The sequence below is a fragment of the Streptosporangium fragile genome (assembly GCF_039534445.1).
GTDB lineage: Bacteria > Actinomycetota > Actinomycetes > Streptosporangiales > Streptosporangiaceae > Streptosporangium > Streptosporangium fragile.
Window position 1 is genome coordinate 33744 of sequence record NZ_BAAAVI010000005.1, and the last position, 23316, is coordinate 57059.

Below are 23316 nucleotides of genomic sequence, written 5' to 3' on the forward strand. Positions count from 1 at the left end.
GACGGCGTCAGCTCCCCCAGACGGCGGTGGCACCGGTGTGCCCGGCCCGCACCACGTAGTAGAGCGCGACGACGGCCAGGACCACGGTGAGCCCGGAGACGGCCAGCTCGACCGGACGGCCGAACCGGTCGCCGCGCGAGACGTGGACCAGCCCCAGCGAGGCCAGGCCGAGCCCGACGGCGGCGATCAGCAGGGGGGTGCTGAGGGCCGCGTGCACGGCGATGCGCTCGCCGAGCACGCCGCTCGCGGAGGAGAAGCGGCTCTCGTTGAGCGCCGCGCCGCTCGCCCTGGCGGCGAAGACACTCACGGGGACGACCGGGGAGAGGCCGACCACCGCCCAGGTGAGCGCGGGACGCGTACGGGGCGCCAGCGCGTACACGACGGCGAGAACCGACAGGAGAGGGGTGAGAACCACGGCGGCGTGAACGATCAGGGGGTGCGCGGGGAGGCCGAGGACCTCGTCGAACATGGATGACTCCGGATAGTGCGGGGTTCGTTGTCAGCAGCTATGGATCACACCATGAACGGGTTATGGCGAGTGTGAAGAGAATCCCGCTCATCCCCACATCCCCATATGGCGAGTTCTGTCACTTACGTGCAGCACACTCCAAGGCCGGTACGCTTTCGGCCTGTCCGTAGTCAAGTAACAGCAATCCTGGAGGACGTAGCGGTGAGCGCCGAGGACCGCCAGAGCCAGCTGGCTCGGGAACACAAGGAGCGGCAGGCGAAGCGTGCCGAGGAGGCGGCGAAGTCGAAGCGCAATGCCACGCTCGGAGCGGTCGCCGCGGTGGTCGTCGTCGTCGGAGGCCTGGTCGCGGCGGCGACCCTGATCTCGGGAAGCGGTGAGGAGGAGGAGAAGAAGCCGGTGGCGGCCAGCGGCTCTCCGACCCCCTCGGCCAGCGAAAGCGCCCTCGCGCCGCCGAGCCCGACCCCCAGCGCCGCGCTGGCCGGCAAGACCTGCAGCTACCGCAAGGACACCAGCGGCAGCCCGGCCAAGAAGGTGGGCATGCCGCCGAGCAAGCCCAACCTGAAGCTGAAGACCATGACGATCACCACCAACCACGGGGTGGTCGTGATCGACCTGGCGACCCCGCAGGCCCCGTGCACAGTCAACTCCCTGGCCTTCCTGGCCAGGAAGAACTTCTACGACAACACCAGGTGCCACCGCCTGGCCACCCCGGAGAACTCGGGCCTCGGCCTGATCCAGTGCGGCGACCCGCAGGCCAAGGCCGACGGCAAGAACCCGACCGACGGGCAGGGCAGCGCGGGCTACGTCTTCGACGACGAGAACCTCGGCGGCATGCCGTACACGAAGGGCGTCGTCGCCCTGGCCCAGGCTCCCGACGCGAGCAACCAGAACAGCAGCCAGTTCTTCATCTCGATGTCGGACGAGACCGACCAGATCGACAAGGCCTACACGCCCTTCGGCGTCGTCACCAAGGGCATGGACGTCCTGGAGAAGATCTACGGCGGCGGGTGGATCCTCAACCCGGAGGACGTCACCGGTGACGGCGGCTCCACCGCCCCCAAGATCCCGCTGATCCTCAAGGACGTGCAACTCTCCTGACGGTTCTCCGGGCCTGACGGGCCCGGCGGCAATCGGCTGCGGACGCCCCCGCGTCGGAACGCCCCGGCGGTCACCGGACCGCCGGGGCGTTCCGCGTCGGCGCGGCGTACGGCGACGGGCGCCGACGCCCCGGCAGAGCCCCAGAATGGCCATGTGCGGTCCGCCGGGTCATTTCCGCAGGAAGGGGACCGGGACGGCGCCATCCGGCCTCCCAGGACGCCTGTGGGGCGCGGGAAGGGGCGACGCGACGGTTCCCGCCGGGAGCCAGACTCGAAGGGAAGACGCGCGCAACGCGCGATCCACCTCACCGAGGGAGCGCCGATGGCGGAGAAGCTGCCGATCGAGTTCGTGTTCGACCCGGAGTTCGCCAGGGATCCCTACGGGGTCTACGCCGCGCTGCGCGAGAAGGGCCCGGTGCACGCGATCGACTTCCCACCCGGCACGGACGCGTTCCTGGTGATCGATTACGAACACGGCCGGCCCGCGCTCAACGACCCCCGGCTGTCCAAGGAGTTCAAGCACGCCCCCGCGGTGTTCCGCCAGTTCGTCACGGACGCCGGTCGGAACAACCCGGTACTCGCCCACAACATGCTCAGCTCCGACCCGCCGGACCACACCCGGCTGCGCCGCTTGGTCTCCAAGGCGTTCACCCCGCGGCGCACCGAGAGCCTGCGCCCGCGGATCCAGGAGATCGCCGACGGGCTCGTCGACGCGATGGCGCCCACGGGCCGGGCCGACCTGATCGGCGACTTCGCCTTCCCCCTGCCGATCGTGGTGATCTGCGAGCTGCTCGGCGTTCCCGCCGAGGACCGCGACGCCTTCCGTGAATGGTCGGCCACGCTGATCGACCCCGCGATGGACGAGGAGCAACTTCGCCGCCGCGCCGAGGTGAACGCCGCCATCCGGGACTACTTCGGGCGGCTCATCGCCGAGCGCCGGGCCGAGCCCCGGGACGACATGATCAGCGCGCTGGTCTCCGCCCGCGACGACCGGGAACTGCTCAGCGAGCAGGAACTGATGGCCACGCTCACGCTGCTGCTCATCGCCGGCCACGAGACCACGGTCAATCTGATCGGCAACGGCGTGCTGGCCCTGCTGACCCACCCCGACCAGCTCGCGCTGCTGCGGGAGCGGCCCGAGCTGATCCCCTCCGCGGTGGAGGAGTTCCTGCGCTACGAGGGACCGGTGGAGCGGGCCACCCTGCGCTTCGCCACCGAGGACCTCCAGATCGCGGGCGTGCACATCCCCGAGGGCTCGGTGGTGCACATCTCCCTGGGCGCGGCCGACCGTGACCCGGAGGCGTTCGCCCACCCCGACACCCTGGACGTCACCCGTGCCGACAACCACCACGTGGCCTTCGGCCATGGCATCCACTTCTGCCTGGGCGCCCCGCTGGCCCGCCTGGAGGGGCGGATCGCCTTCGAGACGCTCCTGCGCCGGCTGCCGGGCCTCGCGCTGGACTGCCCGCCCGCCGAGGCGGCCTGGCGCCGGAGCGGCTCGCTGATCCGCGGCCTGGAGGCCCTGCCCGTCACGTTCTGACCCGGCGTCGTCCGGAGCCCGGAGACGGCGGAAGACCCCCGGACCTCGTCCGGGGGTCTTCCGTCACGCACCCGCCCGGCCGGGCGCAGGCCCGCGTCAGGCGTGGAACCGGGTCAGACCTCGGCCTTGGGCTTGGCGTCGACGCCCGCCTCCTTGCGCTGCTCGGCGGTGATCGGGGTCGGCGCGCCGGTCAGCGGGTCGAAGCCGGAGGCCGTCTTGGGGAAGGCGATGACGTCGCGGATCGAGTCGCCGCCCGCGAGGAGCATGCAGATCCGGTCCCAGCCGTAGGCGATGCCGCCGTGCGGCGGGGGACCGTACTTGAACGCCTCCAGCAGGAAGCCGAACTTGCTCTCCGCCTCCTCCTTGGAGATGCCGAGCACGTCGAAGACGCGCTGCTGCATCTCGGCCCGGTGGATACGGATCGAGCCGCCGCCGATCTCCATGCCGTTGCAGACCATGTCGTAGGCGTAGGCCAGGGCCTCGCCGGGGTTGTCGTGGAAGGTGTCGGCCCACTCGGGCTTGGGCCCGGTGAACGGGTGGTGGACCGCGGTCCAGCCGATCTGGCGGCCGACCTCGTCGTGCACGGGCTCGAACATGGGGGCGTCGACGATCCACAGGAAGTTCCACGCCGACTCGTCGATCAGGCCGCAGCGGCGGCCGATCTCCAGGCGGGCCGCGCCCAGCAGGTCGCGGGAGGCCCCGGGGGCCCCGGCCGCGAAGAAGATCGCATCGCCGGGCTTGGCGCCCACCTTGTCGGCGAGCCCCGCGGTCTCGGCCTCCGAGAGGTTCTTGGCGACCGGGCCGCCGAGCGTGCCGTCCTCGCCGACGAGCACGTACGCCAGGCCCCGGGCACCGCGCGACTTGGCCCACTCCTGCCAGGCGTCGAGCTCCTTGCGGGTCTGCGAGGCGCCGCCGGGCATGACCACGGCGCCCACGTACGGCGCCTGGAACACGCGGAAGGAGGTCTCGGCGAAGAACTCGGTCATCTCGACGAGCTCCTGGCCGAAGCGCAGGTCGGGCTTGTCGGAACCGTAGCGCGACATGGCCTCCCAGTAGGTCATCCGGGGCAGCGGCGTCGGCAGCTCGTAGCCGAGGATCTCCTTCCAGATCCGCCCGACCAGCGCCTCGCCCAGCGCCATGACGTCGTCCTGGTCCACGAAGGACATCTCAACGTCGATCTGGGTGAACTCCGGCTGGCGGTCGGCGCGCAGGTCCTCGTCGCGGTAGCACTTGGCCAGCTGGTAGTAGCGCTCCAGGCCGGCGACCTGGAGGAGCTGCTTGAACAGCTGGGGCGACTGCGGCAGGGCGTACCAGCTGCCGGGCTGGAGCCGGACGGGGACCAGGAAGTCGCGGGCGCCCTCGGGGGTGGAGCGGGTGAGCGTCGGAGTCTCGACGTAGGTGAACCCGTGCTCGTTCATCACCTCGTGGGCCAGGTAGGTGGCCCTGGAGCGGATGCGCATGGCCTGGGCGACCTGCTGGCGGCGGATGTCAAGATAGCGGTGCTTGAGCCGGGCCTCCTCCGACACCTCCGCGTGGCCTTCGACCGGGAACGGCAGCGGCGCGGACTCGCTGAGGACCTCGACCTCGGAGGCGACGATCTCGATCTCGCCCGTGGGCAGCTCGGGGTTCTCGTTGCCCTCGGGACGGATCCGCACCTCTCCGACGACCTTGACGCAGTACTCGGCACGCAGGCCGTGCGCGTCGTCCTCCTCGCGGAAGACCACCTGTGCGGAGCCGGAGGCGTCACGCAGGTCGATGAAGACCACCCCACCGTGGTCGCGGCGGCGCGCCACCCAACCGGCCAGCGTCACCCGCTGCCCGGCGTGCTCCCTGCGCAGTGATCCCGCTTCGTGGGTGCGGATCATTTGTCCAGTCTCTCCTTCAACGTCGTGACGATCTCGGCGAGCGGTACGGCGGTCTGGTCGCCGCTGGCCAGGTCCTTGACCTGCGCGGCCCCGGCGGCGATGTCGCGGTCGCCGAGGATCACGGCGTAGCCCGCCCCCGAGCGGTCGGCGCCCTTCATGGCGCCCTTCACGCCCTTGCCGCCGAACGACATGTCGGCGGAGAGGCCCGCCCGCCGCAGCTCCGTGACGAGGAGGAACATCCGGCGGCGTGCCTCCTCGCCCAGCGGCACACCGTACACCTGGACACGCGACTCGGCGGCGTCGTCCCCGAACAGGCCCTCGGCCTCCATGGCCAGGACGGTGCGGTCGACGCCGAGCGCCCAGCCGACACTGGCCAGCGCGGGACCGCCCAGCATCTCGCTCAGCCCGTCGTAGCGGCCCCCGCCACCGACCGCCGACTGGGAGCCCAGGCCGTCGTGCACGAACTCGAACGTGGTGCGCGTGTAGTAGTCGAGGCCGCGGACCAGGCGCGGGTCGTCGGTGTAGGCCACGCCCGAGGCGGTCAGCAGCGAGCGGACCTCCTCGTGGTAGGCCTTGCACGCCTCGCACAGGTGGTCGACGACCAGCGGCGCGCCGGCCAGCTGGGCCTGCACCTCGGGGCGCTTGTCGTCGAGCACCCGCAGCGGATTGATCTCGATGCGCTGCCGGGTGGGCTCGTCGAGGTCGAGGCCGCGCAGGAAGTCCTGGAGCGCGGCCCGGTAGCCGGGGCGGCACTCCCGGTCCCCCAGCGTGTTGATCAGCAGCCGGACCCCGGTGAGCCCCAGCCCCGCGTAGCCGTCGACGGCCAGCAGGATGAGCTCGGCGTCGAGCGCCGGGTCCTCCGCGCCGATGGCCTCGGCGCCGACCTGCCAGAAGTGGCGGTAGCGGCCCTTCTGGGCCCGCTCGTAACGGAACTGGCTGCCCGAGTACCACAGCTTCACGGGCAGCTGCCCGGTGTGCAGGTTGTGCTGGAGGACCGCGCGGACCACCGGTGCGGTGCCCTCGGGGCGCAGCGTGATGGAGCGCCCGCCCCTGTCGTCGAAGGTGTACATCTCCTTGGAGACGATGTCGGTCGACTCGCCCACGCCGCGTACGAACAGCGCGGTGTCCTCGAAGACCGGAGTCTCGATGTAGCCGTAGCCCGCCCTGCGGACGGGCGCGGTCAGCGCCTCGCGCACGGCGAGCGCCCGCTCGGAGCGCGGCGGAAGCCAGTCAAAGGTGCCCTTGGGCGCCTGCAAAGTCATTTTTAAAGTCCCCTGCCGGGACCACGGTCGTGCGCGGGGCTCGCGGAGCCGGCACCCGCGACCGCCCTCGCCTCGGCGAGATACGGGTTCGTGGCACGCTCGTGGCCGATCGTGGTCTGTGGTCCGTGGCCGGGCAGGACCACCGTCTCCTCCGGCAGCGGCAGGCACTTGGCGGCCAGGCTGCGCAGGATGGTCGGGTAGTCGCCGCCCGGAAGATCGGTGCGACCGATGGAGCCGGCGAAGAGCAGGTCGCCCGAGAACAGCACGTCGGGGATCTCCTCGGTGCCGGGCAGCCTGAACGTCACCGACCCCCGGGTATGGCCCGGGGTGTGGTCGACGCTGATCTCCATACCCGCCAGGTGCAGCACCTCACCGTCGGTGAGTTCGCGCACGTCGTCCGGCTCGGCGAAGGTCAGCCCGCCGAACAGCTGCTGCTTGGCCGAGAGCGACAGCCCCTTGCCGGGATCGGAGAGCAGCTCGCGGTCTTCGGGATGGATCCACGCGGGGACGTCACGGGCGCCGCAGACCGGGGCGACCGACCACATGTGGTCGATGTGACCGTGGGTGACGAGCACCGCGACCGGCTTGAGCCTGTGCTCGCGCAGCACGTCGTCGAGGTCGCCCACGGCGTTCTGGCCCGGATCGACGACCACGCACTCCTCGCCCGCGGCGGGAGCCACGACGTAACAGTTGGTCTGGAAGGACCCTGCGGGAAAGCCGGCGATGAGCATCTGCCTCAGCTGATCTCGTCAAGAATGCGGATGGGAATGTAACCGAAGGGTACCGGTGCGGGTCGGCAGGCTGCGAACCATTACCCATTGGCCGATACGATTCGCCCACCTCATTAAGTGATACTCCGGCATCCGGGAGGACGAAGCGGTGAGCGGCAAGGAGCGCCAGAAGCAGCTGGCGCGCGAGCACTACGAGCGGCAGATGCAGCGGCGCGCCGAACGGGAGGCGCGCGCCAAGCGCAACGCGATCCTCGGCACCAGCGTGGTCGGCGTGCTGGTCGTGGGTGGCGTGGTCGCCGCGACGACCCTGTTCGGGGGCTCCGACACCACGGCGACGGCCACGGCCGACCCGTCCTCCTCCGCCGCCCCCACGGAGGCGGCCGGCGCCCAGCCCAAGGCGTTCGACCCGGCCAGCGGCACCTGCGGCTACGTCGCCGACGCCGACGGCAGCCCGGCCAAGAACGTGGGCATGCCGCCGGAGAAGGTCGAGGCCAAGCCCACGACGATGACGCTGAAGACCAACCGTGGCGACATCGTGATCAAGCTGTCACCTGACAAGACCCCGTGCACGGTCAACTCCTTCGCCTTCCTGGCGGAGAAGAACTACTTCGACGGCTCCAAGTGCCACCGCCTGGGCAACGACCAGTTCCCGATGATCCAGTGCGGCGACCCGCTGGCCAAGGCCGACGGCAAGAGCCAGACCGACGGCCAGGGCGGCCCCGGCTACCGGTTCGTCAACGAGAACCTGGAGGGCGCCACGTACAAGCGCGGCGTGGTGGCCATGGCCAACAGCGGCCCCGACACCAACGGCAGCCAGTTCTTCATCGTGTACGGGGACGCCCCGCTGTCTCCGGACTACACACCGTTCGGTACGGTCACCGAAGGGCTGGAAATCATCGACAAGGTGAACAAGGCCGGTGTCATCACCCCCGGGCCGGACGGTACGGGGGCACCGAAGGAAACCGTCGAAATCAAAGACGTGACAATGTCCAGCAAGAGCTGACGTAATACATCCAAGGGACGGACGAGTCCCGAAAGGCTGATGAAAGTGCGGGAGGACACGGTGAGCACCGACCCGTGGGGCCGGGTAGACGACGACGGCACCGTCTACGTACGTACGGCTGAGGGAGAGCGGGCCGTCGGGTCCTGGCAGGCCGGCGAACCCGAGGAGGCCCTTGCCTACTTCCATCGCAAGTTCGACGAGCTGGCCGGGCAGGTAGCCCTGCTGGAGCAGCGAGTCCGGGGCACCGACCTGCCGCCCGCGCAGGCGGAGGCGACCATCGTCAAGCTCCGCGACGCGATCACCGACGCGCACGCCGTCGGGGACCTCGACTCGCTGCTGAACCGGCTGAGCACCCTCTCGGAGCTGGTCGCCCAGCGCCGCGAGGAGGTCAAGGCGGCCCGGGACGTGGCCCGCGCCGAGGCCAGGGCCGTCAAGGAACGGATCGTCGCCGAGGCCGAGCGCATCGCCGACGACACCACCCACTGGAAGAGCGGCGGCGAGCGGCTGCGCCAGCTGATCGAAGAGTGGAAGGCCGCCGACCGTATCGACCGGGTGACCGAGGCGGCGCTCTGGAAGCGCCTGTCGGCGGCCCGCACGGCCTTCGCCAAGCGGCGCAAGGCCTACTTCGCCGGGCTGGACGAGCAGCGCGAGAACGTGCGCGCCACCAAGGAACGCATCGTCGCCGAGGCCGAGGCACTCTCCTCGTCCACCGACTGGGGCGCCACCGCCTCGGCCTACCGCGAGCTGATGCAGCAGTGGAAGATGGCCGGCCGGGCCTCCCGCGAGGTGGAGGACGAGCTCTGGGCCCGGTTCAAGGGCGCCCAGGACCAGTTCTTCCAGGCCCGCTCGGCCGTCTTCGCCGAGCGGGACGCGTCGCTGGCCGCCAACGCCGAGGTCAAGGAGGAACTGCTGGCCGAGGCGGAGAAGATCCTGCCGATCTCCGACGTGCGCACCGCCCGGCTCGCCCTGCGGGGCATCCTGGAGCGCTGGGAGGCCGCCGGGCCGGTCCCGCGCGACCAGCGGGACCGCCTGGAGGGCGGGCTGCGCAAGATCGACGACGCGGTCCGCAAGGCCGAGGAGGCGGAGTGGAAGCGCTCCAACCCCGAGGCCCGCGCCCGCGCCCAGAACACGGTCGACCAGCTGCGCAAGTCGATCGGCCAGCTGGAGGACCGCCTGGCCAAGGCCCAGGCCGCGGGCAAGGACAAGGAGGCCAAGGACACCGAGGAGGCCCTGGCCGCCCGGCGTTCGTGGCTGGAGGAGGCGGAGCGCACGCTCGCCGAGTTCTCCTGATCCCGGCGCCGGGTTCCGCCCCGCCGTACGGCGGGCGGGACGGGGCCTGACGGGCCGCGAGGGACGCTCCGCCACGGAGCGCCCCTCGCGGCTCTGCGCTTTCACCGGCCTGCGCCGGCCCCGGGCCGTCCCGCGGGCCCGGCCCTCTCACCGTCCGGGCCGTTTCACGGGTCCGGGGCCGTTTCACGGACCCGAGCCGCTTCCCGGCGCTGAGCTCGTCTCACAGTCCGAGCCGTCTCACCGGCCCGGGCCGCACGGTCAGGAGCCGGCGCCGCTGACGCGGTAGACGTCGTAGACGCCCGGGATGTTGCGGACGGCCTTCAGCACGTGGCCCAGGTGCTTGGGGTCGCCCATCTCGAAGGTGAACCTGCTGATGGCCACCCGGTCCCTGGACGTTGTGACGGACGCCGACAGGATGTTCACGTGCTGGTCGGAGAGAGTGCGGGTGACGTCGGACAGCAGGCGGGGCCGGTCGAGCGCCTCGACCTGCAAGGCGACCAGGAACACCGAGTCGTCCGCGGCGGACCAGGAGACCTCGACCAGGCGGTCGGGTTCCGACTTGAGCTGCTCGATGTTGGGGCAGTTGGTGCGGTGCACCGACACCCCGTGCCCGCGGGTGACGAAACCGATGATCTCGTCGCCGGGCACGGGCGTGCAGCAGCGCGACAGGCGCACCCAGACGTCGGAGTCACCCGCGACCACCACGCCGGCGCCGCCGCTGCCGCGCGGACGCCCGCGCAGCTTGGTCGGCACGGAGGTCTCGGCGATGTCCTCCTCGGCGCCCTCCACCCCGCCGATGGAGGTGAGCAGCTTCTGCACCACCGCCTGGGCGGCGATGTGGCCCTCACCGACGGCCGCGTAGAGCGCCGAGACATCGGTGTAGCGCAGATCCCTGGCCAGGGCCAGGAGGGACTCTCCGGACATCAGGCGCTGCAGCGGCAGGCCCTGCTTGCGCATGGCCCGGCCGATCGCCTCCTTGCCGGCCTCGATCGCGGTCTCGCGGCGCTCCTTGGAGAACCACTGACGGATCTTGTTACGGGCCCGGCCGGATTTGACGAACTTCAGCCAGTCGCGCGACGGCCCCGCGTCGGGCGACTTGGAGGTGAAGATCTCCACGGTGTCGCCGTTGCCCAGCCGCGACTCCAGCGGCACCAGGCGGCCGTTGACCCGGGCGCCGATGCACCGGTGGCCGACCTCGGTGTGCACGGCATAGGCGAAGTCGACGGGCGTGGCGCCCTCCGGCAGGGCGATGACCTGGCCCCGGGGCGTGAAGACGTAGACCTCCGAGACCGACAGGTCGAAGCGGAGCGACTCCAGGAACTCCCCCGGGTCCGAGGTCTCCTTCTGCCAGTCGAGGAGCTGCCGCAGCCACGCCATGTCGCTGGCGGGCTTCAGCTTCGACCCGGGAGAACCCGGGGCGGTCATCTCCTCCTTGTACTTCCAGTGCGCCGCCACGCCGTACTCCGCCCTGTGGTGCATGGCGTGGGTGCGGATCTGCAGCTCCACCGGCTTGCCCTCGGGGCCGATGACCGTGGTGTGCAGCGACTGGTACATGTTGAACTTGGGCATCGCGATGTAGTCCTTGAACCGGCCGGGGACCGGGTTCCATCGCGCGTGGATCGTTCCGAGGGCGGCGTAGCAGTCGCGGACCGTGTCGACCAGCACCCGGATGCCGACCAGGTCGTAGATGTCGTCGAAGGCGACGTCCCTGGCGATCATCTTCTGGTAGACGGAGTAGTAGTGCTTGGGGCGGCCCTTGACCACCGCACGGATCTTGGCCTCGCGCAGGTCGCCGGAGACCTTCTCGATGACCTCCTGCAGGAACAGGTCCCGGCGCGGGGCGCGCTCCGACACCATCCGGGCGATCTCGTCGTACCGCTTGGGGTAGAGCATGGCGAACGCGAGGTCCTCCAGCTCCCACTTGATGGTGTTCATACCGAGCCGGTGGGCGAGCGGCGCGAAGATCTCCAGCGTCTCCCGGGACTTCTGGTGCCGCTTGTGCTCGGGCAGGTAACGCATGGTGCGCATGTTGTGCAGCCGGTCGGCGAGCTTGATCACCAGCACCCGGATGTCGCGGGACATGGCCACGACCATCTTGCGCACGGTCTCGGCCTCGGCCGCGGCGCCGAACTTGACCTTGTCGAGCTTGGTGACGCCGTCGACCAGCAGGGCGATGTTGTCGCCGAAGTCGGCGCGCAGCTCGTCCAGCCCGTAGGCGGTGTCCTCGACGGTGTCGTGCAGCAACGCGGCGCAGAGGGTCTCGTCGTCGGTGCCCAGCTCCGCGAGGATCGTCGCGACCGCGAGGGGGTGGGTGATGTACGGGTCGCCGCTCTTGCGCTTCTGGTCACGGTGGTGGTAGGCCGCCACGTCGTAGGCACGCTCGATGAGCCGCAGGTCCGCCTTCGGATGGGTCGCCCGGACCGTACGGAAGAGCGGCTCCAGCACGGGATTCATGGTGCCACCCCATTGCCCCCCAAGGCGTGCGAGCCTGCGCCTTACCGCGGGCTTCTCTTCGGTGGCTCCGGACACGGTGGAACCGGCATCGCCTGCCGGGACGGCCGTCTCGGGGCCGCCGCCGGCGGCGGTCACGTCGGGGACGACCACATCACGGGGCACGCAGACTCCTTAAGTTCGAGTCCAGATCCCTCAGTGTATCCAGACCGGCTTGGGTGCATTCGTCCGCGGGGCCGATCAGACGACGACGAGGGAGTGCAACTCGACGTCGACCAGGCGGTCGCGGCCCTTGAGGAAGGCCAGCTCCATGAGCACGGCGATGGCGACGACGTCGGCGCCCGCCCTGCGGACCAGCTCCACCGCCGCGCGCGCCGTGCCTCCGGTGGCGAGCACGTCGTCGACGATGAGGACGCGCTCACCGGGGAGGAAGGCGTCTCGATGGACCTCGATGGTGGCGGAGCCGTACTCCAGATCGTAGGACGCCTCAAGCGTCTCGGAGGGGAGTTTTCCCTTCTTCCGTACCGGAACGAATCCCGCGCCGGCCCGGTGGGCGACCGGGGCGGCCAGGATGAACCCCCGGGCCTCGATACCGACGATCTTGTCCACCTCGTACGACCCGGCGAGCGCGTCGACCACCGCGGCGAACGCCACCGGGTCGGCGAGCAGCGGGGTGATGTCCTTGAAGAGCACTCCCGGCTGGGGGTAGTCGGGCACGTCGCGGATCCGGTCGAGGATCAGGCTGGTCAGGTCGGTCATTGAATTCCTCCGTGTGGAGACCCCGGGTTTCAGCCCCGGGAAACGCTCGATGGTTACTTGATGCGCCTTTTACGCTACCGAGTGTCCGGTGGTGACGACCGCACCACCGGTCCCGCCGCCGGACCGGCCGGATGTGACGCCCGCCGAGACCTGTGAGACCTCGCCCGGTCCGTCCAGTGGCGACCGCCGGTGCGGTGGGAGACCCGATCCGCGAGGATCGGAATCTCCCGGCCTCGGCCGTGGGGAGGAGATCAAGGTCACTTCCTTACGGAAAAAGCCTCCGCTCCCTGCGGGAGCGGAGGCGCGGCCTGTCCGGGCTACTTCTTCTTGCGCTTCTCGCCACTGGACGGGGCGCCGTTGGCCCCCGCTCCCACCGGCTGGCGCGCGGACTTGACCTCGGCGCCCGCCCCGCCGGTGGCGGCGAGCCTGCGGGCGATCGCCTGGTAGCGCGGCTCGCGCTCCTTCAGGGTGACCAGCAGCGGCGTCGCGACGCACAGCGAGGAGTAGGTGCCGACGATCATTCCGACGAACAGCGAGAGCGACAGGTCCTTCAGCGTCCCGGCGCCGAACAGCGTGGTGCCGATGAACAGGATCGCCGCGACCGGCAGGATCGCCACCAGGGTGGTGTTCAGCGAACGGATCAGCGTGTGGTTCAGGGCGTTGTTGGCGGCCTGCGTGTAGGTCATCTTGGAGGTCGTGCCGAGCTTGGCGGTGACCTCCTTGATCATGTCGAAGACGACGACGGCGTCGTACAGCGAGTATCCGAGGATCGTCAGGAAGCCCAGCAGGGTCGCCGGGGTGACCTCGAAACCGGACCAGGCGTAGACGCCGGCGGTGATCACCAGGTCGTGGAGGAGCGCCACGACCGCGGCCAGCGCCATCTTCCACTCGAAGGCCATCGTCAGGTACAGGATGATCGCCAGCATGAAGACGATCAGGCCCAGGATGGCCTGGTCGGCGACCTGGCCGCCCCACGAGGCGCCGATCACCTGGAGGGTGACGTCGTTCTGCTGCAGGCCGAAGCTCTCGGCCGCCGTCTTCTGGACCTCGGTGACCTTCTCCGGCGAGAGGCTCTCGGTGGTGACCCGCCAGCCGTTGTTGGTCTCCTGCACGATCACCTGGTGCAGGCCGGCGTCGGTGAACGTGCCGCGCACCTGTTCGATGGTCGTGGACTGGGCGGGCTTGAAGGAGAAGACCGACCCGCCCTTGAACTCCACGCCCAGGTTGAGGCCGTTCACGACGAGGCCGGCGATGGAGAAGATCAGCAGGGCGGCGGAGAGGCCGTACCAGAGCTTCCTGCGGCCGACGAAGTCGACGTTGACCTCGCCCCGGTACAGCCGGCGCGCGATGCCGGACATCAGGCCTCCTGCGGAGCGGTCTTGGGTGCGGTGACGGTCTCGCTCATGCGCTCGGCGTCGAGACCGGAGAGCTTGTGCCCCTTGGCGAAGAACCTCAGCCGGGCCAGCAGCGCGACGAACGGCTTGGTGAACATGAACACCACGGCGATGTCGATGAGGGTGGTCAGGCCCATCGCGAACGCGAACCCGGCCACGCCGCCGACCGCCAGGAAGTACAGCACCACGGCGGCGATGAACATGACCGCGTCGGCGATGAGGATGGTGCGCCGGGCGCGGACCCAGGCGACCTCGACGGCCGCGCGCAGCGAGCGGCGACCCTCCTTCATCTCGTCGCGGATGCGTTCGAAGTAGACGATGAACGAGTCGGCGGTGATGCCGATCGAGACGATCAGGCCGATGATGTGCGGCAGCGAGAGGCGGAAGTTCGCGAACGCGCCGAGCAGCACCACCGCCTGGTAGGTCAGGACCGAGGCCACCACGAGGCTCAGCACCGAGACGATGCCCAGGCCCCGGTAGTAGAGCATCGAGTAGACGACCACCAGCAGCAGGCCGATCGCGCCGGCGATGAGGCCGCCGCGGAGCTGGTCGGCGCCCAGGGTGGAGGAGACCTCGTCGATGGAGCTCTTCTCGAACTTCAGCGGCAGCGCGCCGTACTTGAGCTGGTTGGCCAGCTCGTCGGCGGTCGGCTGGGTGAAGCCGCCGGAGATCTGCGCCCGGCCGCCGGTGATGGGCTCCTGGATGACCGGCGCGGAGATGACCACGCCGTCGAGGACCATGGCGACCTGGTTGCGCGGGGCCTGCGAGTTGAAGGCGGTGGTGGTGACCTTCGACCACTGCTCGGGGCCCTGGCCCTTGAAGGAGAGCTGCACGAGCCACTCGCCGGTGGTCTGGTCGACGCCGGAGGTCGCGCTGTCGATCGAAGTGCCGGTCACGGCGGCCTTGTCGAGGATGTACTTGACGTAGACGTCGTTCTTGGGGTCCGCGTCGTTCCCGTCTTCGAGGCCGCAGCCGACGTACTGCTGGTTCGGGTCGTCCTGGGCGCCCTGACCCATCTCCTTGGCGCAGTCGAGCGTCTTGAAGCGCTCCAGGGCCGCCGGGTCGATGCCGGTGGTGTCGACGCCGGCCAGCGGGTCGTCGGAGGCCGTCGGCTGCGGCGTCGGGGTGGCGCTCGCCTCCGGCTTGGCGGTCGCGGTGGTGCTCCGGCGGGGCCTCGCGGACGGAGTGGCGGTCGCCGCGCTGCCCCGGCGGGCGTTCGCGGACGGGGTGGCGCGCCCGCTCGGCTCGGCCGAGGGGGCGGGGCTGGGGTTGGTGAGCGCCGACGACAGGGCGCGGCCGGCGGGCGAGCCGCTCGGGCCGGGCTCGGCGGTCTGCCGGGGCGCCGCGGAGCGGCTCGGCGTGGGGGTCGTGGCCCCCTGGCCGCCGGACGCCGCGGGAGAGGGGGTGGGAGTGGGCGCCTGGGTGGGCAGCTCACCCGGCGGCGCGGGCGTTCCGGGCCCGATCGCCAGCACCTGGCGGAACCGCAGCTCCGCGGTGGTGCCGACCAGCTTGACGACTTCCTCCTGGCCCACTCCGGGGACGGAGATGACGATGTTGTCGCCGGATTTGGCGACCTCGGCGTCGGAGATGCCGCTGCCGTTCACCCGGTCGCGGATGATGTTCACGGCCAGGTTGAGGCTCTCCTCGGAAGGAGCGCTCCCGTTCGGCGTGATGGGCTGCAGCGTCACGGTCGTGCCGCCGGCGAGGTCGAGGCCATACTCGGGGGTGAATGCCTTGTTCAGGAACATCACCCCGCCCATGGCGAGAATGATCGCCAGAAGCACCAGGAGCATGCGTCCCGGTTTGCTCTGGCCGCTGGTCGGTCGGGCCACTGGTCGTCGATTCTTTCGGTTATAGGGGATCGGTGGTGAACCTGCTCACGGCTTCCTGGTCGTCGAGTCGTGGTCGTCACCCTGCTGCTCGGAGGTCTCCACCGCGTCGCCGGCCGTCTTGGGATTTTCCCCGGCGCTCTCCTCGACGTCGGCGACAGGGGTCACGACGCGCCCGATGGCCGCCTTGACCCAGCGGGTCTCCACGCCGGGGGCGATCTCCAGGATCACGTCGTCGGCGTCGATGGCCACCACGGTCGCGAAAAGGCCTGTCGTGGTCATGACGCGGGTGCCCGGCGTGAGGCTGTTCTGCATCTGGATCTGCTCTTGCTGCCGCTTGCGCTGCGGCCTGATGAGCAGGAAGTAGAACACCACGACCATCAGAGCGATCATGATGAGGCTCGAATAATTGCCGCCCACAGGGCCGCTCCCTCTCTTGAGAATGACCGGCCGATCGCCGGACGTCATATACGGGCCACGCCGCTCAGCACGTCAGCCTACACAGCCAGCCAAGCCACGGAGTTTAGGCGAGCTGTTAGAAGCGCGGCAACGAGGTCACGATTCGGCACGCAGGGAAGTTCCCATTTCGATACTGTTGTCATCGATCTGTGATCAACTCTGTACAGCTTCCCTACCCAACCCCAACGTTAGACCTGACCGCCGCCATCCTCAAGATCAACGAGAAACGCGGCGCCGAATGCGTCCGGGGGCGGGGTCAGGCCGAGATGCGCCCAGGCGGCGGCGGTCGCGACCCGGCCGCGCGGGGTGCGGGCCAGCAGGCCCTGCCGCACCAGGAACGGCTCGGCGACCACTTCGACCGTCTCCGGCTCCTCCCCCACGGCGACCGCCAACGTCGACAATCCCACGGGACCGCCGCCGAACTTGCGCAGCAGCGCGCCGAGAACCGCCCGGTCGAGCCGGTCGAGCCCCTCGGCGTCGACCTCGTAGAGGTTGAGCGCGGCCGAGGCGATGTCGCGGGTGACGATCCCGTCCGCGCGGACCTCCGCGAAGTCGCGGACCCGGCGCAGCAGGCGGTTGGCGATGCGGGGCGTGCCGCGCGAGCGACCGGCGATCTCGCGGGCGGCGTCGTCGGGGAGCGCGACGCCCAGCAGGCGCGCGGAGCGCTGAAGCACCTGCTCCAGTTCCTCGACCGCGTAGAAGTCCATGTGCGCGACGAAGCCGAAGCGGTCGCGCAGCGGCGCGGGGAGCATGCCGGCCCTGGTGGTCGCGCCGACGAGGGTGAACGGCGCGATCTCCAGCGGGATCGCGGTCGCCCCCGGTCCCTTGCCCACCACGATGTCGACGCGGAAGTCCTCCATCGCGAGGTAGAGCATCTCCTCCGCGGGCCGGGCCATCCGGTGGATCTCGTCGATGAACAGGACCTCGCCCTCCGACAGCGTCGACAGGATCGCGGCCAGGTCGCCGGCCCGCTCCAGTGCGGGACCCGAGGTGATCCGGATCGGCACCGACAGCTCGGTTGCGATGATCATGGAGAGGGTGGTCTTACCCAGCCCGGGACCGCCGCTCATCAGCACGTGGTCCGGCGGCCGGTTGCGCCGCAGCGCGCTCTGCAGCACCAGCGAGAGCTGTTCGCGCACCCGGGCCTGGCCGATGAACTCCTCCAGGCGCCGGGGCCGCAGCGCGGCCTCGATCGACTTCTCGTCGCCGTCGGCGTCCGGCGACACCAGATCCCGCTCGCTCACGCGCCCTCCCTCATGGCTGCCACCGTACGGCAGGGCGCTCGGTGGCCCCCGCGCGGCCGTGCCCCGTGGCGCGGCAGCCCACGCCCCCGCGGCGCCGTGCGACGGGAGGTCCCGCGGCCTTCCCCCGGCCGGCCGGCGCGGCCCGGCCGCCCGCGGCCGTCACGGGCCGGCTCGACGGGGCCGGTCATCGAACGCTCAGCGCGCGGAGCGCGGCCTTGAGCAGCGCGGCCACCTGCGGGACACGGCCCACGGCCGCCTCCGCGTCGGCCTGCGGGGCGACGGCCGCGACCGCCTCGTCGGCGTCCTTCGCCGAGTAGCCCAGACCGACCAGGCCGGAGTGGACCTGGTCGCGCCAGGCCGGCGCGGCCGAGCGGCCGTCGAGCGCGGCGTTGACGGCCTCCTCGGGCGTGCCGAGCTTGTCCTTGAGGTCGACGATGATGCGCTGAGCACCCTTCGGGCCGACCCCGGGAACCCTGGTCAGGGCCTTGACGTCAGCGGCGGCCACGGCCATCCGGAGCGCGTTGGGCGTGTGCACCGCGAGCATCGCCAGGGCGACCTTGGGGCCGACCCCGCTGGCGGTCTGGAGCATCTCGAAGATCACGCGCTCGTCGTCGCCGGCGAAGCCGTACAGCGTCAACGACTCCTCGCGGACGACGAGGGAGGTGGCCAGCCTGGTCTCCTCCCCCACCCTGAGGGTGGCCAGCGTGCCCGGCGTGCAGTGCACGAGCACGCCCACCCCGCCGACCTCGACGACCGCACCGTCGGGCGCGATCGCGGTCACCTGTCCTCGCACCGAGGCGATCACTTTGTGGTTCCTCTCGAATAACCGGCGGCCCTGCCCCGCCCGCGGAAGTAGGCCGCGGCGGTCGTGCCAGGGCCGTCCTTCGCCCTGGCCGCCGCCTCGGCGGCGGCCTCGGCCAGCCGGCTCTGGGCGCCGCCCCGCCACACGTGGCAGATCGCCAGGGCGAGCGCGTCGGCGGCGTCGGCGGGCTTGGGCATGGCGTCCAGGCGCAGCAGGCGGGTCACCATCGTGCCGACCTGCTGCTTGTCGGCCGTGCCGCTACCGGTGATCGCGGCCTTGACCTCGGAGGGCGTGTGCAGCGCGACCGGCAGGCCCCTGCGCGCGGCGCACAGGATCGCCACGGCCGAGGCCTGGGCGGTGCCCATGACCGTGCGAAGGTTGTGCTGGGCGAAGACCCGTTCCACGGCCACCGCGTCGGGCTCGACCTCGTCGAGCCACCGCTCGATGCCGGTCTCGATCGCCACCAGCCTGGCCCCGATCCCGTCGTCGGCGGGAGTGCGGACCACCCCGACCTTGACCAGCCGCAGCGGCGCCCCGGGCCGCCCCTCGACGGCGCCGAGCCCGCACCTGGTCAGCCCGGGATCCACCCCCATCACCCGCAGCTCGGGCAACCGCACCGGCACGCCTCCACTCGCCGAACACCTGTTCGGTGCCCGACTCTACCGCGTGCGGGCACGCCGCGCACGGCACTCGGGCCCCCGTAGAAGGCGGTTTCCCGCCGGGAGGCCGCCGGCGGGAGGGAGGCTCCGCCGGAAGAGCCGGGGCCCGGGAGCCCGGGAGCCGGAGCCGAGGAACCGGGGAAGGTCAGAAGTAGTCCAGCGAGTACGGCTTGGCGTGGAAGGCGGCGTCGAGGGTCTCGTCGGCGTCCGCCGGGCCGGACAGGAGCCCCGCGCGGCGCAGCGTGGCCGCCGGTACCCCGGCGTACAGGGCCGACAGGCCGCCGGCGGTGAAGGCGGGGACGGCGTCCCGTACCCCCTCGGCGGGCCGGGCGGCGCCGACGCCACCGGCGACCGACAGGTGCCAGAGGCCGGAGTTGCCGGGGCGCTGGGGGTCGTCGACCCGGACGACCGCGTCGAGGGTGACGTTCGCCGGGAAGCCTCGCCCGGCGACGGCCGCGGGCAGGTCGACGACGCGGAACATCCAGCGGGTCTGCTTGACGAGGTCGTGCGAGCGCTCGCCGATCAGCCAGAGGACCGGGTCGTCGGGGGCGACGACGGCGTGGACCGACTCGGCGACGGAGGACGAGGAACCGACCAGCGACCACAGGGTCCGGGCGGTGGCCTCGGAACCGGCCAGGAGCGTGTCGACCGCGATGTCGCGGCCGTCCCACCGGTAGATGACGAACCCGTCGTCGGCGAGGTAGAGGAAGTCGTCCTCCTCCGCCAGCCACAGGCGCCAGGTCTCCTCGCTCCGGCACAGAGGGCCGGAGGCCCTGGCGGCGGCGTGGGTCCGGCCGATGACCGAGAGCACCTCGGCGACGTCGTCGGGGCCCATGCGGCGGATCTTGACCTGCTCGGTGGGCCTGATCGCGCGCAGCGCCTCGGCCGGCAGGGTGGCCCGGTGCATGGCGCCCGCGTGCTCCCAGCCGAGCGAGCGGTAGATGCGCGTGGTGGCCGGGTAGAGCGCCGAGACCGGGTGGCCGAGGGCGGCGCAGCGGTCGATGGTGGCGTTCATGATCATCCGGCCGACGCCGCGGCCCCGCTCCTCGGGGGCGACCGTCACCGAGGCGACGCCGCCCATGGAGATCGGCCTGCCGTGCCACCACTGGGTGAAGTCGTTGATCCTGCTCGTCGCGACCAGCCGGGGACCGTCGACGACGCCGAGGTACCGCCCCGCGGCGAGAGTGGGGACGACCTGCGCCCGCCAGTCGTCAAGGTCTCCCGCGGGGATGGGCCCGAAGGCTCGCCTGCGGCTGTCGAACACCGCGTCGAGGTCGTCGACGGTCAGAATGCGTATTTCCACAGTCGCCCAACATAGGCACGAACCGCGGACGGGGCGAACCCTTTTCGGACGGCCCCTGCCACCGCCGTACGCCCGGCCGGAGCCGCCGTACGCCCGGTCGACGTCACCGTGCGCCCGGCCACAGGTGCCGTACGCCCGACCGGAGCCGATCGACGCCCCGTCACAGGTGCTGGGCGGCGGGTTCGGCGTCCCGCTCGCGCCCGGCACGGACGCGCAGGCGGTCCAGGCGGTTCATCACCGGCGAGGCCGAGATGCCGTGCACCACCAGGGAGGCCAGGACGGTGAAGGCGACCACCGCCCAGAGTTCCTCGGCGGGCACCCCGAAGTCGGCCTGGCCGAGGGCGTAGGCCAGGTAGAACAGCGAGCCGATGCCGCGGATGCCGAAGAACGCCGTCGCGACGCGCTCACGGGGTCCGGCGCGACCGCCCAGCGTGGCGAGCCATCCGGTCAGCGGGCGGATGACGAGGAGCAGCAGGAGGCCGACCGCCGCGCCCCGCCAGGTGAGGGCGGACAGACCGCCCACCGCGACGAAGCCCCCGAGCAGGACGATCAGCCAAGCGGTGAACAGCCGCTCGATCTGCTCGATGAAGCCGTGGAGCACGCCGTTGTAGCCGTGGCCGCGCTCGGCGGCCCGGATGGTGCACGCGGTCACGAACACCGCGATGAAGCCGTAGCCGTGCGCCAGCTCGGTGAGACCGTAGGCCAGGAAGGTCGCGGCCAGCGCCACGAAGCCGTCGCGATGCTCGGCCAGCCGCAGGTTGGAGACCTGGGCCCGGAAGAACATCCGGCCGAGCAGCCCGCCGACCAGCAGCCCGCAGACCACGCCCGCCGCGCACCGGTAGAGCAGGTCGACCAGCGCCCACTCGCCGATCCACCCGGCGCCCCCGCTGAGGGCCAGCGTGATCGCCGCGTACACCAGCGGGAAGGCCAGGCCGTCGTTGAGACCGGCCTCGGAGGTGAGGGTGAAACGGACCTCGTCGTCGTCCTCCTCCGAGTCGACGGGCTCGCCCACCTGCACGTCGGAGGCGAGCACCGGGTCGGTGGGGGCGAGCACCGCGCCCAGGAGCAGCGCGGCCGCCAGGGGCCAGCCGAGCAGCCCGTACGAGACGGCGGCCACGCCCCCGACGGTCAGCGGGAGCGTCCAGCCCAGCAGCCGCCAGGTGGAGGACCAGTTGCGCCGCCCGAAGGGCCGGTTGATGGCGAGCCCGGCGCCCATGAGCGAGATCAGCACACAGATCTCGGTGGCATGCTCGACCAGGGCCCGGTGGGCGACCGGGTCGGGGCGGGGCAGGTCGAGGGGGAAGGCGTAGAGCAGCAGCCCGCCGAGCAGGCACGCCAGCGGCAGCGAGAAGGGCCGCCGGTTGAGCAGCCGGGGCAGCACGGCGGCGAACAGGGCGGCGCACCCCGCCACCACGAAGATCAGATCAGGGTTACCCATCGTCCGCGTGATATGCCCCCGACCTGGCGGACAAACCTCACGGACAGCACCAAATCATAAGGAAACACCAGGTTTTCCCCTCAGGTGCCGGATGCCCGTGAAACCACACGCCCGTCAGGTGGAACGGCCCGCGGACGCCGGGCGCACCCGCCGCCCGCGCGGCAGGCCGGGCGCCCGATCCTCCTCGGGACGTCGCGCGCCCGCGCGCCCGCCCCGTCTCGGGCGTCCCCCGCGGAGGTACCGGGCGACCGGCTCCCGACGGGCATCGGCCCGGAAAACGCGCGGTGCCCGCCCCGAGGGGCGGGCACCACCGGGGCGGTCACGCGTCGAGCTTCTCCATGACCTCGTCGGAGACGTCGAAGTTGGCCCAGACGTTCTGCACGTCGTCGCTGTCTTCCAGGGCGTCGATCAGCCGGAAGACCTTGCGGGCGCCCTCCTCGTCGAGAGGGACGTTCAGCGTCGGCATGAAGCTGGACTCGGCCGAGTCGTAGTCGATCCCGGCGTCCTGCAGGGCCTTGCGGACCGGGATGAGGTCGGAGGCCTCGGAGACGACCTCGAACTGGTCGCCCAGGTCGTTGACCTCCTCCGCGCCCGCGTCGAGGACCGCGGTCAGCACGTCGTCCTCGGACAGGTCGCCCTTGGGGACGATCACGACGCCCTTGCGGTTGAACATGTAGGAGACCGAGCCCGGGTCGGCCAGCGAGCCGCCGTTGCGGGTCAGCGCGACGCGGACCTCGGAGGCCGCGCGGTTGCGGTTGTCGGTGAGGCACTCGATCAGCACCGCCACACCGCCGGGGGCGTAACCCTCGTACATGATGGTCTGCCAGTCGGCACCGCCGGCCTCCAGGCCGCCGCCGCGCTTGCGGGCGCGCTCGATGTTGTCGAGCGGGACGGAGTTCTTACGCGCCTTGATGATGGCGTCGTACAGCGTCGGGTTTCCGTCCGGATCGGGGCCGCCCGTCCGGGCCGCGACCTCGATGTTCTTGATGAGCTTGGCGAACAGCTTGCCGCGCTTGGAGTCGAGCGCGGCCTTCTTGTGCTTCGTCGTCGCCCATTTGGAGTGGCCGGACATCGCCTAGAACTCCCTCACCATCTCAGCGAAATATGAATGCACACCGACATCCCCGGTAAGTTCCGGGTGGAAGGACGTGGCGAGCAGCGGTCCTTGGCGGACCGCGACGATCCTATCCCCAGGTTCAGCCCGTGCCAGCACTTCGACCTCGGAACCCACCGATTCCACCCACGGGGCACGAATGAAGACGGCACGCATCTCCCCGCGGCCCGCGAAGTCGATGTCGGCCTCGAAGGAGTCGACCTGGCGGCCGAAGGCGTTGCGGCGGACGACCATGTCGATGCCGCCGATCGTCTGCTGGCCCTCGATGCCGCCCTCGATGCGGTCGGCCAGCATGATCATCCCCGCGCAGGAACCGTAGGCGGGCATGCCGCTCTTGATCCGCATCCGGAGCGGCTCCAGCAGCTCGAACGTCTCGGCGAGCTTCCACATCGTGGTGGACTCGCCCCCCGGGATGACCAGTGCGTCGACGGCTTCCAGCTCGGCGGGGCGTCGTACGGGCACCGCGGTGGCGCCCACCGCCTCCAGGGAGCGCACGTGCTCTCGCACGTCTCCTTGCAACGCGAAGACGCCGATCGTGGGGGCGACGGTCACCGGTGGTCCTCTCGACGAACGCGGAATTCCCCCTCAGCGTATGGCCACTCCACGG

Annotated in this window: 20 protein-coding genes; 4 read left to right on the forward strand and 16 right to left on the reverse strand. The window is 70.9% G+C overall.

Annotated features, from left to right (window positions below; genetic code table 11):
* Positions 1-7: 7 nt before the first annotated feature.
* Positions 8-469 carry a DUF2231 domain-containing protein gene (locus tag ABD841_RS04900; RefSeq protein WP_344968286.1) on the reverse strand — a complete coding sequence of 154 codons (462 nt, stop codon included), beginning with the start codon at positions 467-469 and terminating at the stop codon, positions 8-10.
* Positions 470-670: 201 nt separating this feature from the next.
* Between ABD841_RS04900 and ABD841_RS04905 the strand changes: the two genes are divergently transcribed.
* The gene (locus tag ABD841_RS04905) at positions 671-1567 is read left to right on the forward strand and encodes a peptidylprolyl isomerase (protein WP_344968287.1); all 897 of its coding nucleotides are present in this window, start codon (positions 671-673) and stop codon (positions 1565-1567) included.
* A gap of 321 nt (positions 1568-1888) precedes the next feature.
* Positions 1889-3106 (forward strand): cytochrome P450 family protein, encoded by a 1218-nt coding sequence (locus ABD841_RS04910; RefSeq protein WP_344968289.1) that lies wholly within the window; start codon positions 1889-1891, stop codon positions 3104-3106.
* A gap of 113 nt (positions 3107-3219) precedes the next feature.
* Here ABD841_RS04910 and aspS read toward each other — a convergent pair whose 3' ends face one another.
* From aspS to ABD841_RS04925, 3 genes are read right to left on the reverse strand one after another with little or no spacing between them, the layout of a single operon-like run.
* Positions 3220-4971: an aspartate--tRNA ligase gene (aspS, locus tag ABD841_RS04915; protein WP_344968291.1), complete on the reverse strand. Its 1752-nt coding sequence runs from the start codon at positions 4969-4971 to the stop codon at positions 3220-3222.
* On the reverse strand, positions 4968-6233 hold the full coding sequence (hisS, locus tag ABD841_RS04920) for a histidine--tRNA ligase (RefSeq protein ID WP_344968293.1): 1266 nt from the start codon (positions 6231-6233) through the stop codon (positions 4968-4970). The genes aspS and hisS overlap by 4 nt, the downstream gene beginning before the upstream one ends.
* A 2-nt stretch (positions 6234-6235) precedes the next feature.
* Positions 6236-6964, reverse strand: a complete 729-nt coding sequence (locus ABD841_RS04925; RefSeq protein ID WP_344968295.1) for an MBL fold metallo-hydrolase — start codon at positions 6962-6964, stop codon at positions 6236-6238.
* Between the two features lie 148 nt (positions 6965-7112).
* Between ABD841_RS04925 and ABD841_RS04930 the strand changes: the two genes are divergently transcribed.
* Both ABD841_RS04930 and ABD841_RS04935 read left to right on the forward strand, forming a co-directional pair.
* Entirely contained in the window at positions 7113-7967 is an 855-nt protein-coding gene (locus ABD841_RS04930) for a peptidylprolyl isomerase (protein WP_344968297.1), read from the forward strand.
* 60 nt (positions 7968-8027) lie between these two features.
* A complete protein-coding gene (locus tag ABD841_RS04935) occupies positions 8028-9257 on the forward strand; it encodes a DUF349 domain-containing protein (protein ID WP_344968299.1) in 1230 nt (409 codons plus the stop codon).
* Between the two features lie 258 nt (positions 9258-9515).
* Here the strand turns inward: ABD841_RS04935 and ABD841_RS04940 are convergent, their stop codons facing one another.
* From ABD841_RS04940 to pdxT, 12 genes are all read right to left on the reverse strand, one after another.
* Positions 9516-11711, reverse strand: coding sequence for a RelA/SpoT family protein (locus ABD841_RS04940; RefSeq protein ID WP_344968301.1), 2196 nt, complete (start codon positions 11709-11711; stop codon positions 9516-9518).
* A 237-nt stretch (positions 11712-11948) separates the two neighbouring features.
* Entirely contained in the window at positions 11949-12467 is a 519-nt protein-coding gene (locus tag ABD841_RS04945; RefSeq protein ID WP_344968303.1) for an adenine phosphoribosyltransferase, read from the reverse strand.
* Positions 12468-12784: 317 nt separating this feature from the next.
* Entirely contained in the window at positions 12785-13825 is a 1041-nt protein-coding gene (gene secF, locus ABD841_RS04950) for a protein translocase subunit SecF (protein ID WP_344968305.1), read from the reverse strand.
* Positions 13825-15654: a protein translocase subunit SecD gene (secD, locus tag ABD841_RS04955; RefSeq protein WP_344968307.1), complete on the reverse strand. Its 1830-nt coding sequence runs from the start codon at positions 15652-15654 to the stop codon at positions 13825-13827. The genes secF and secD overlap by 1 nt, the downstream gene beginning before the upstream one ends.
* Before the next feature lie 84 nt (positions 15655-15738).
* Positions 15739-16110 carry a preprotein translocase subunit YajC gene (gene yajC, locus ABD841_RS04960; protein WP_344968309.1) on the reverse strand — a complete coding sequence of 124 codons (372 nt, stop codon included), beginning with the start codon at positions 16108-16110 and terminating at the stop codon, positions 15739-15741.
* A gap of 227 nt (positions 16111-16337) precedes the next feature.
* Positions 16338-17393: a Holliday junction branch migration DNA helicase RuvB gene (ruvB, locus tag ABD841_RS04965; RefSeq protein WP_344968311.1), complete on the reverse strand. Its 1056-nt coding sequence runs from the start codon at positions 17391-17393 to the stop codon at positions 16338-16340.
* A gap of 184 nt (positions 17394-17577) precedes the next feature.
* Positions 17578-18198, reverse strand: a complete 621-nt coding sequence (ruvA, locus tag ABD841_RS04970; protein ID WP_344968313.1) for a Holliday junction branch migration protein RuvA — start codon at positions 18196-18198, stop codon at positions 17578-17580.
* A complete protein-coding gene (ruvC, locus tag ABD841_RS04975) occupies positions 18195-18797 on the reverse strand; it encodes a crossover junction endodeoxyribonuclease RuvC (RefSeq protein WP_344968534.1) in 603 nt (200 codons plus the stop codon). Before ruvC ends, ruvA begins: the two co-directional genes overlap by 4 nt.
* Before the next feature lie 202 nt (positions 18798-18999).
* Positions 19000-20157 carry a GNAT family N-acetyltransferase gene (locus ABD841_RS04980; protein WP_344968315.1) on the reverse strand — a complete coding sequence of 386 codons (1158 nt, stop codon included), beginning with the start codon at positions 20155-20157 and terminating at the stop codon, positions 19000-19002.
* Between the two features lie 160 nt (positions 20158-20317).
* Positions 20318-21595, reverse strand: a complete 1278-nt coding sequence (locus ABD841_RS04985; RefSeq protein WP_344968317.1) for a cation:proton antiporter — start codon at positions 21593-21595, stop codon at positions 20318-20320.
* Between the two features lie 319 nt (positions 21596-21914).
* On the reverse strand, positions 21915-22667 hold the full coding sequence (locus ABD841_RS04990; RefSeq protein WP_344968319.1) for a YebC/PmpR family DNA-binding transcriptional regulator: 753 nt from the start codon (positions 22665-22667) through the stop codon (positions 21915-21917).
* Between the two features lie 3 nt (positions 22668-22670).
* Positions 22671-23261, reverse strand: coding sequence for a pyridoxal 5'-phosphate synthase glutaminase subunit PdxT (pdxT, locus tag ABD841_RS04995; protein ID WP_344968320.1), 591 nt, complete (start codon positions 23259-23261; stop codon positions 22671-22673).
* Positions 23262-23316: the final 55 nt, after the last annotated feature.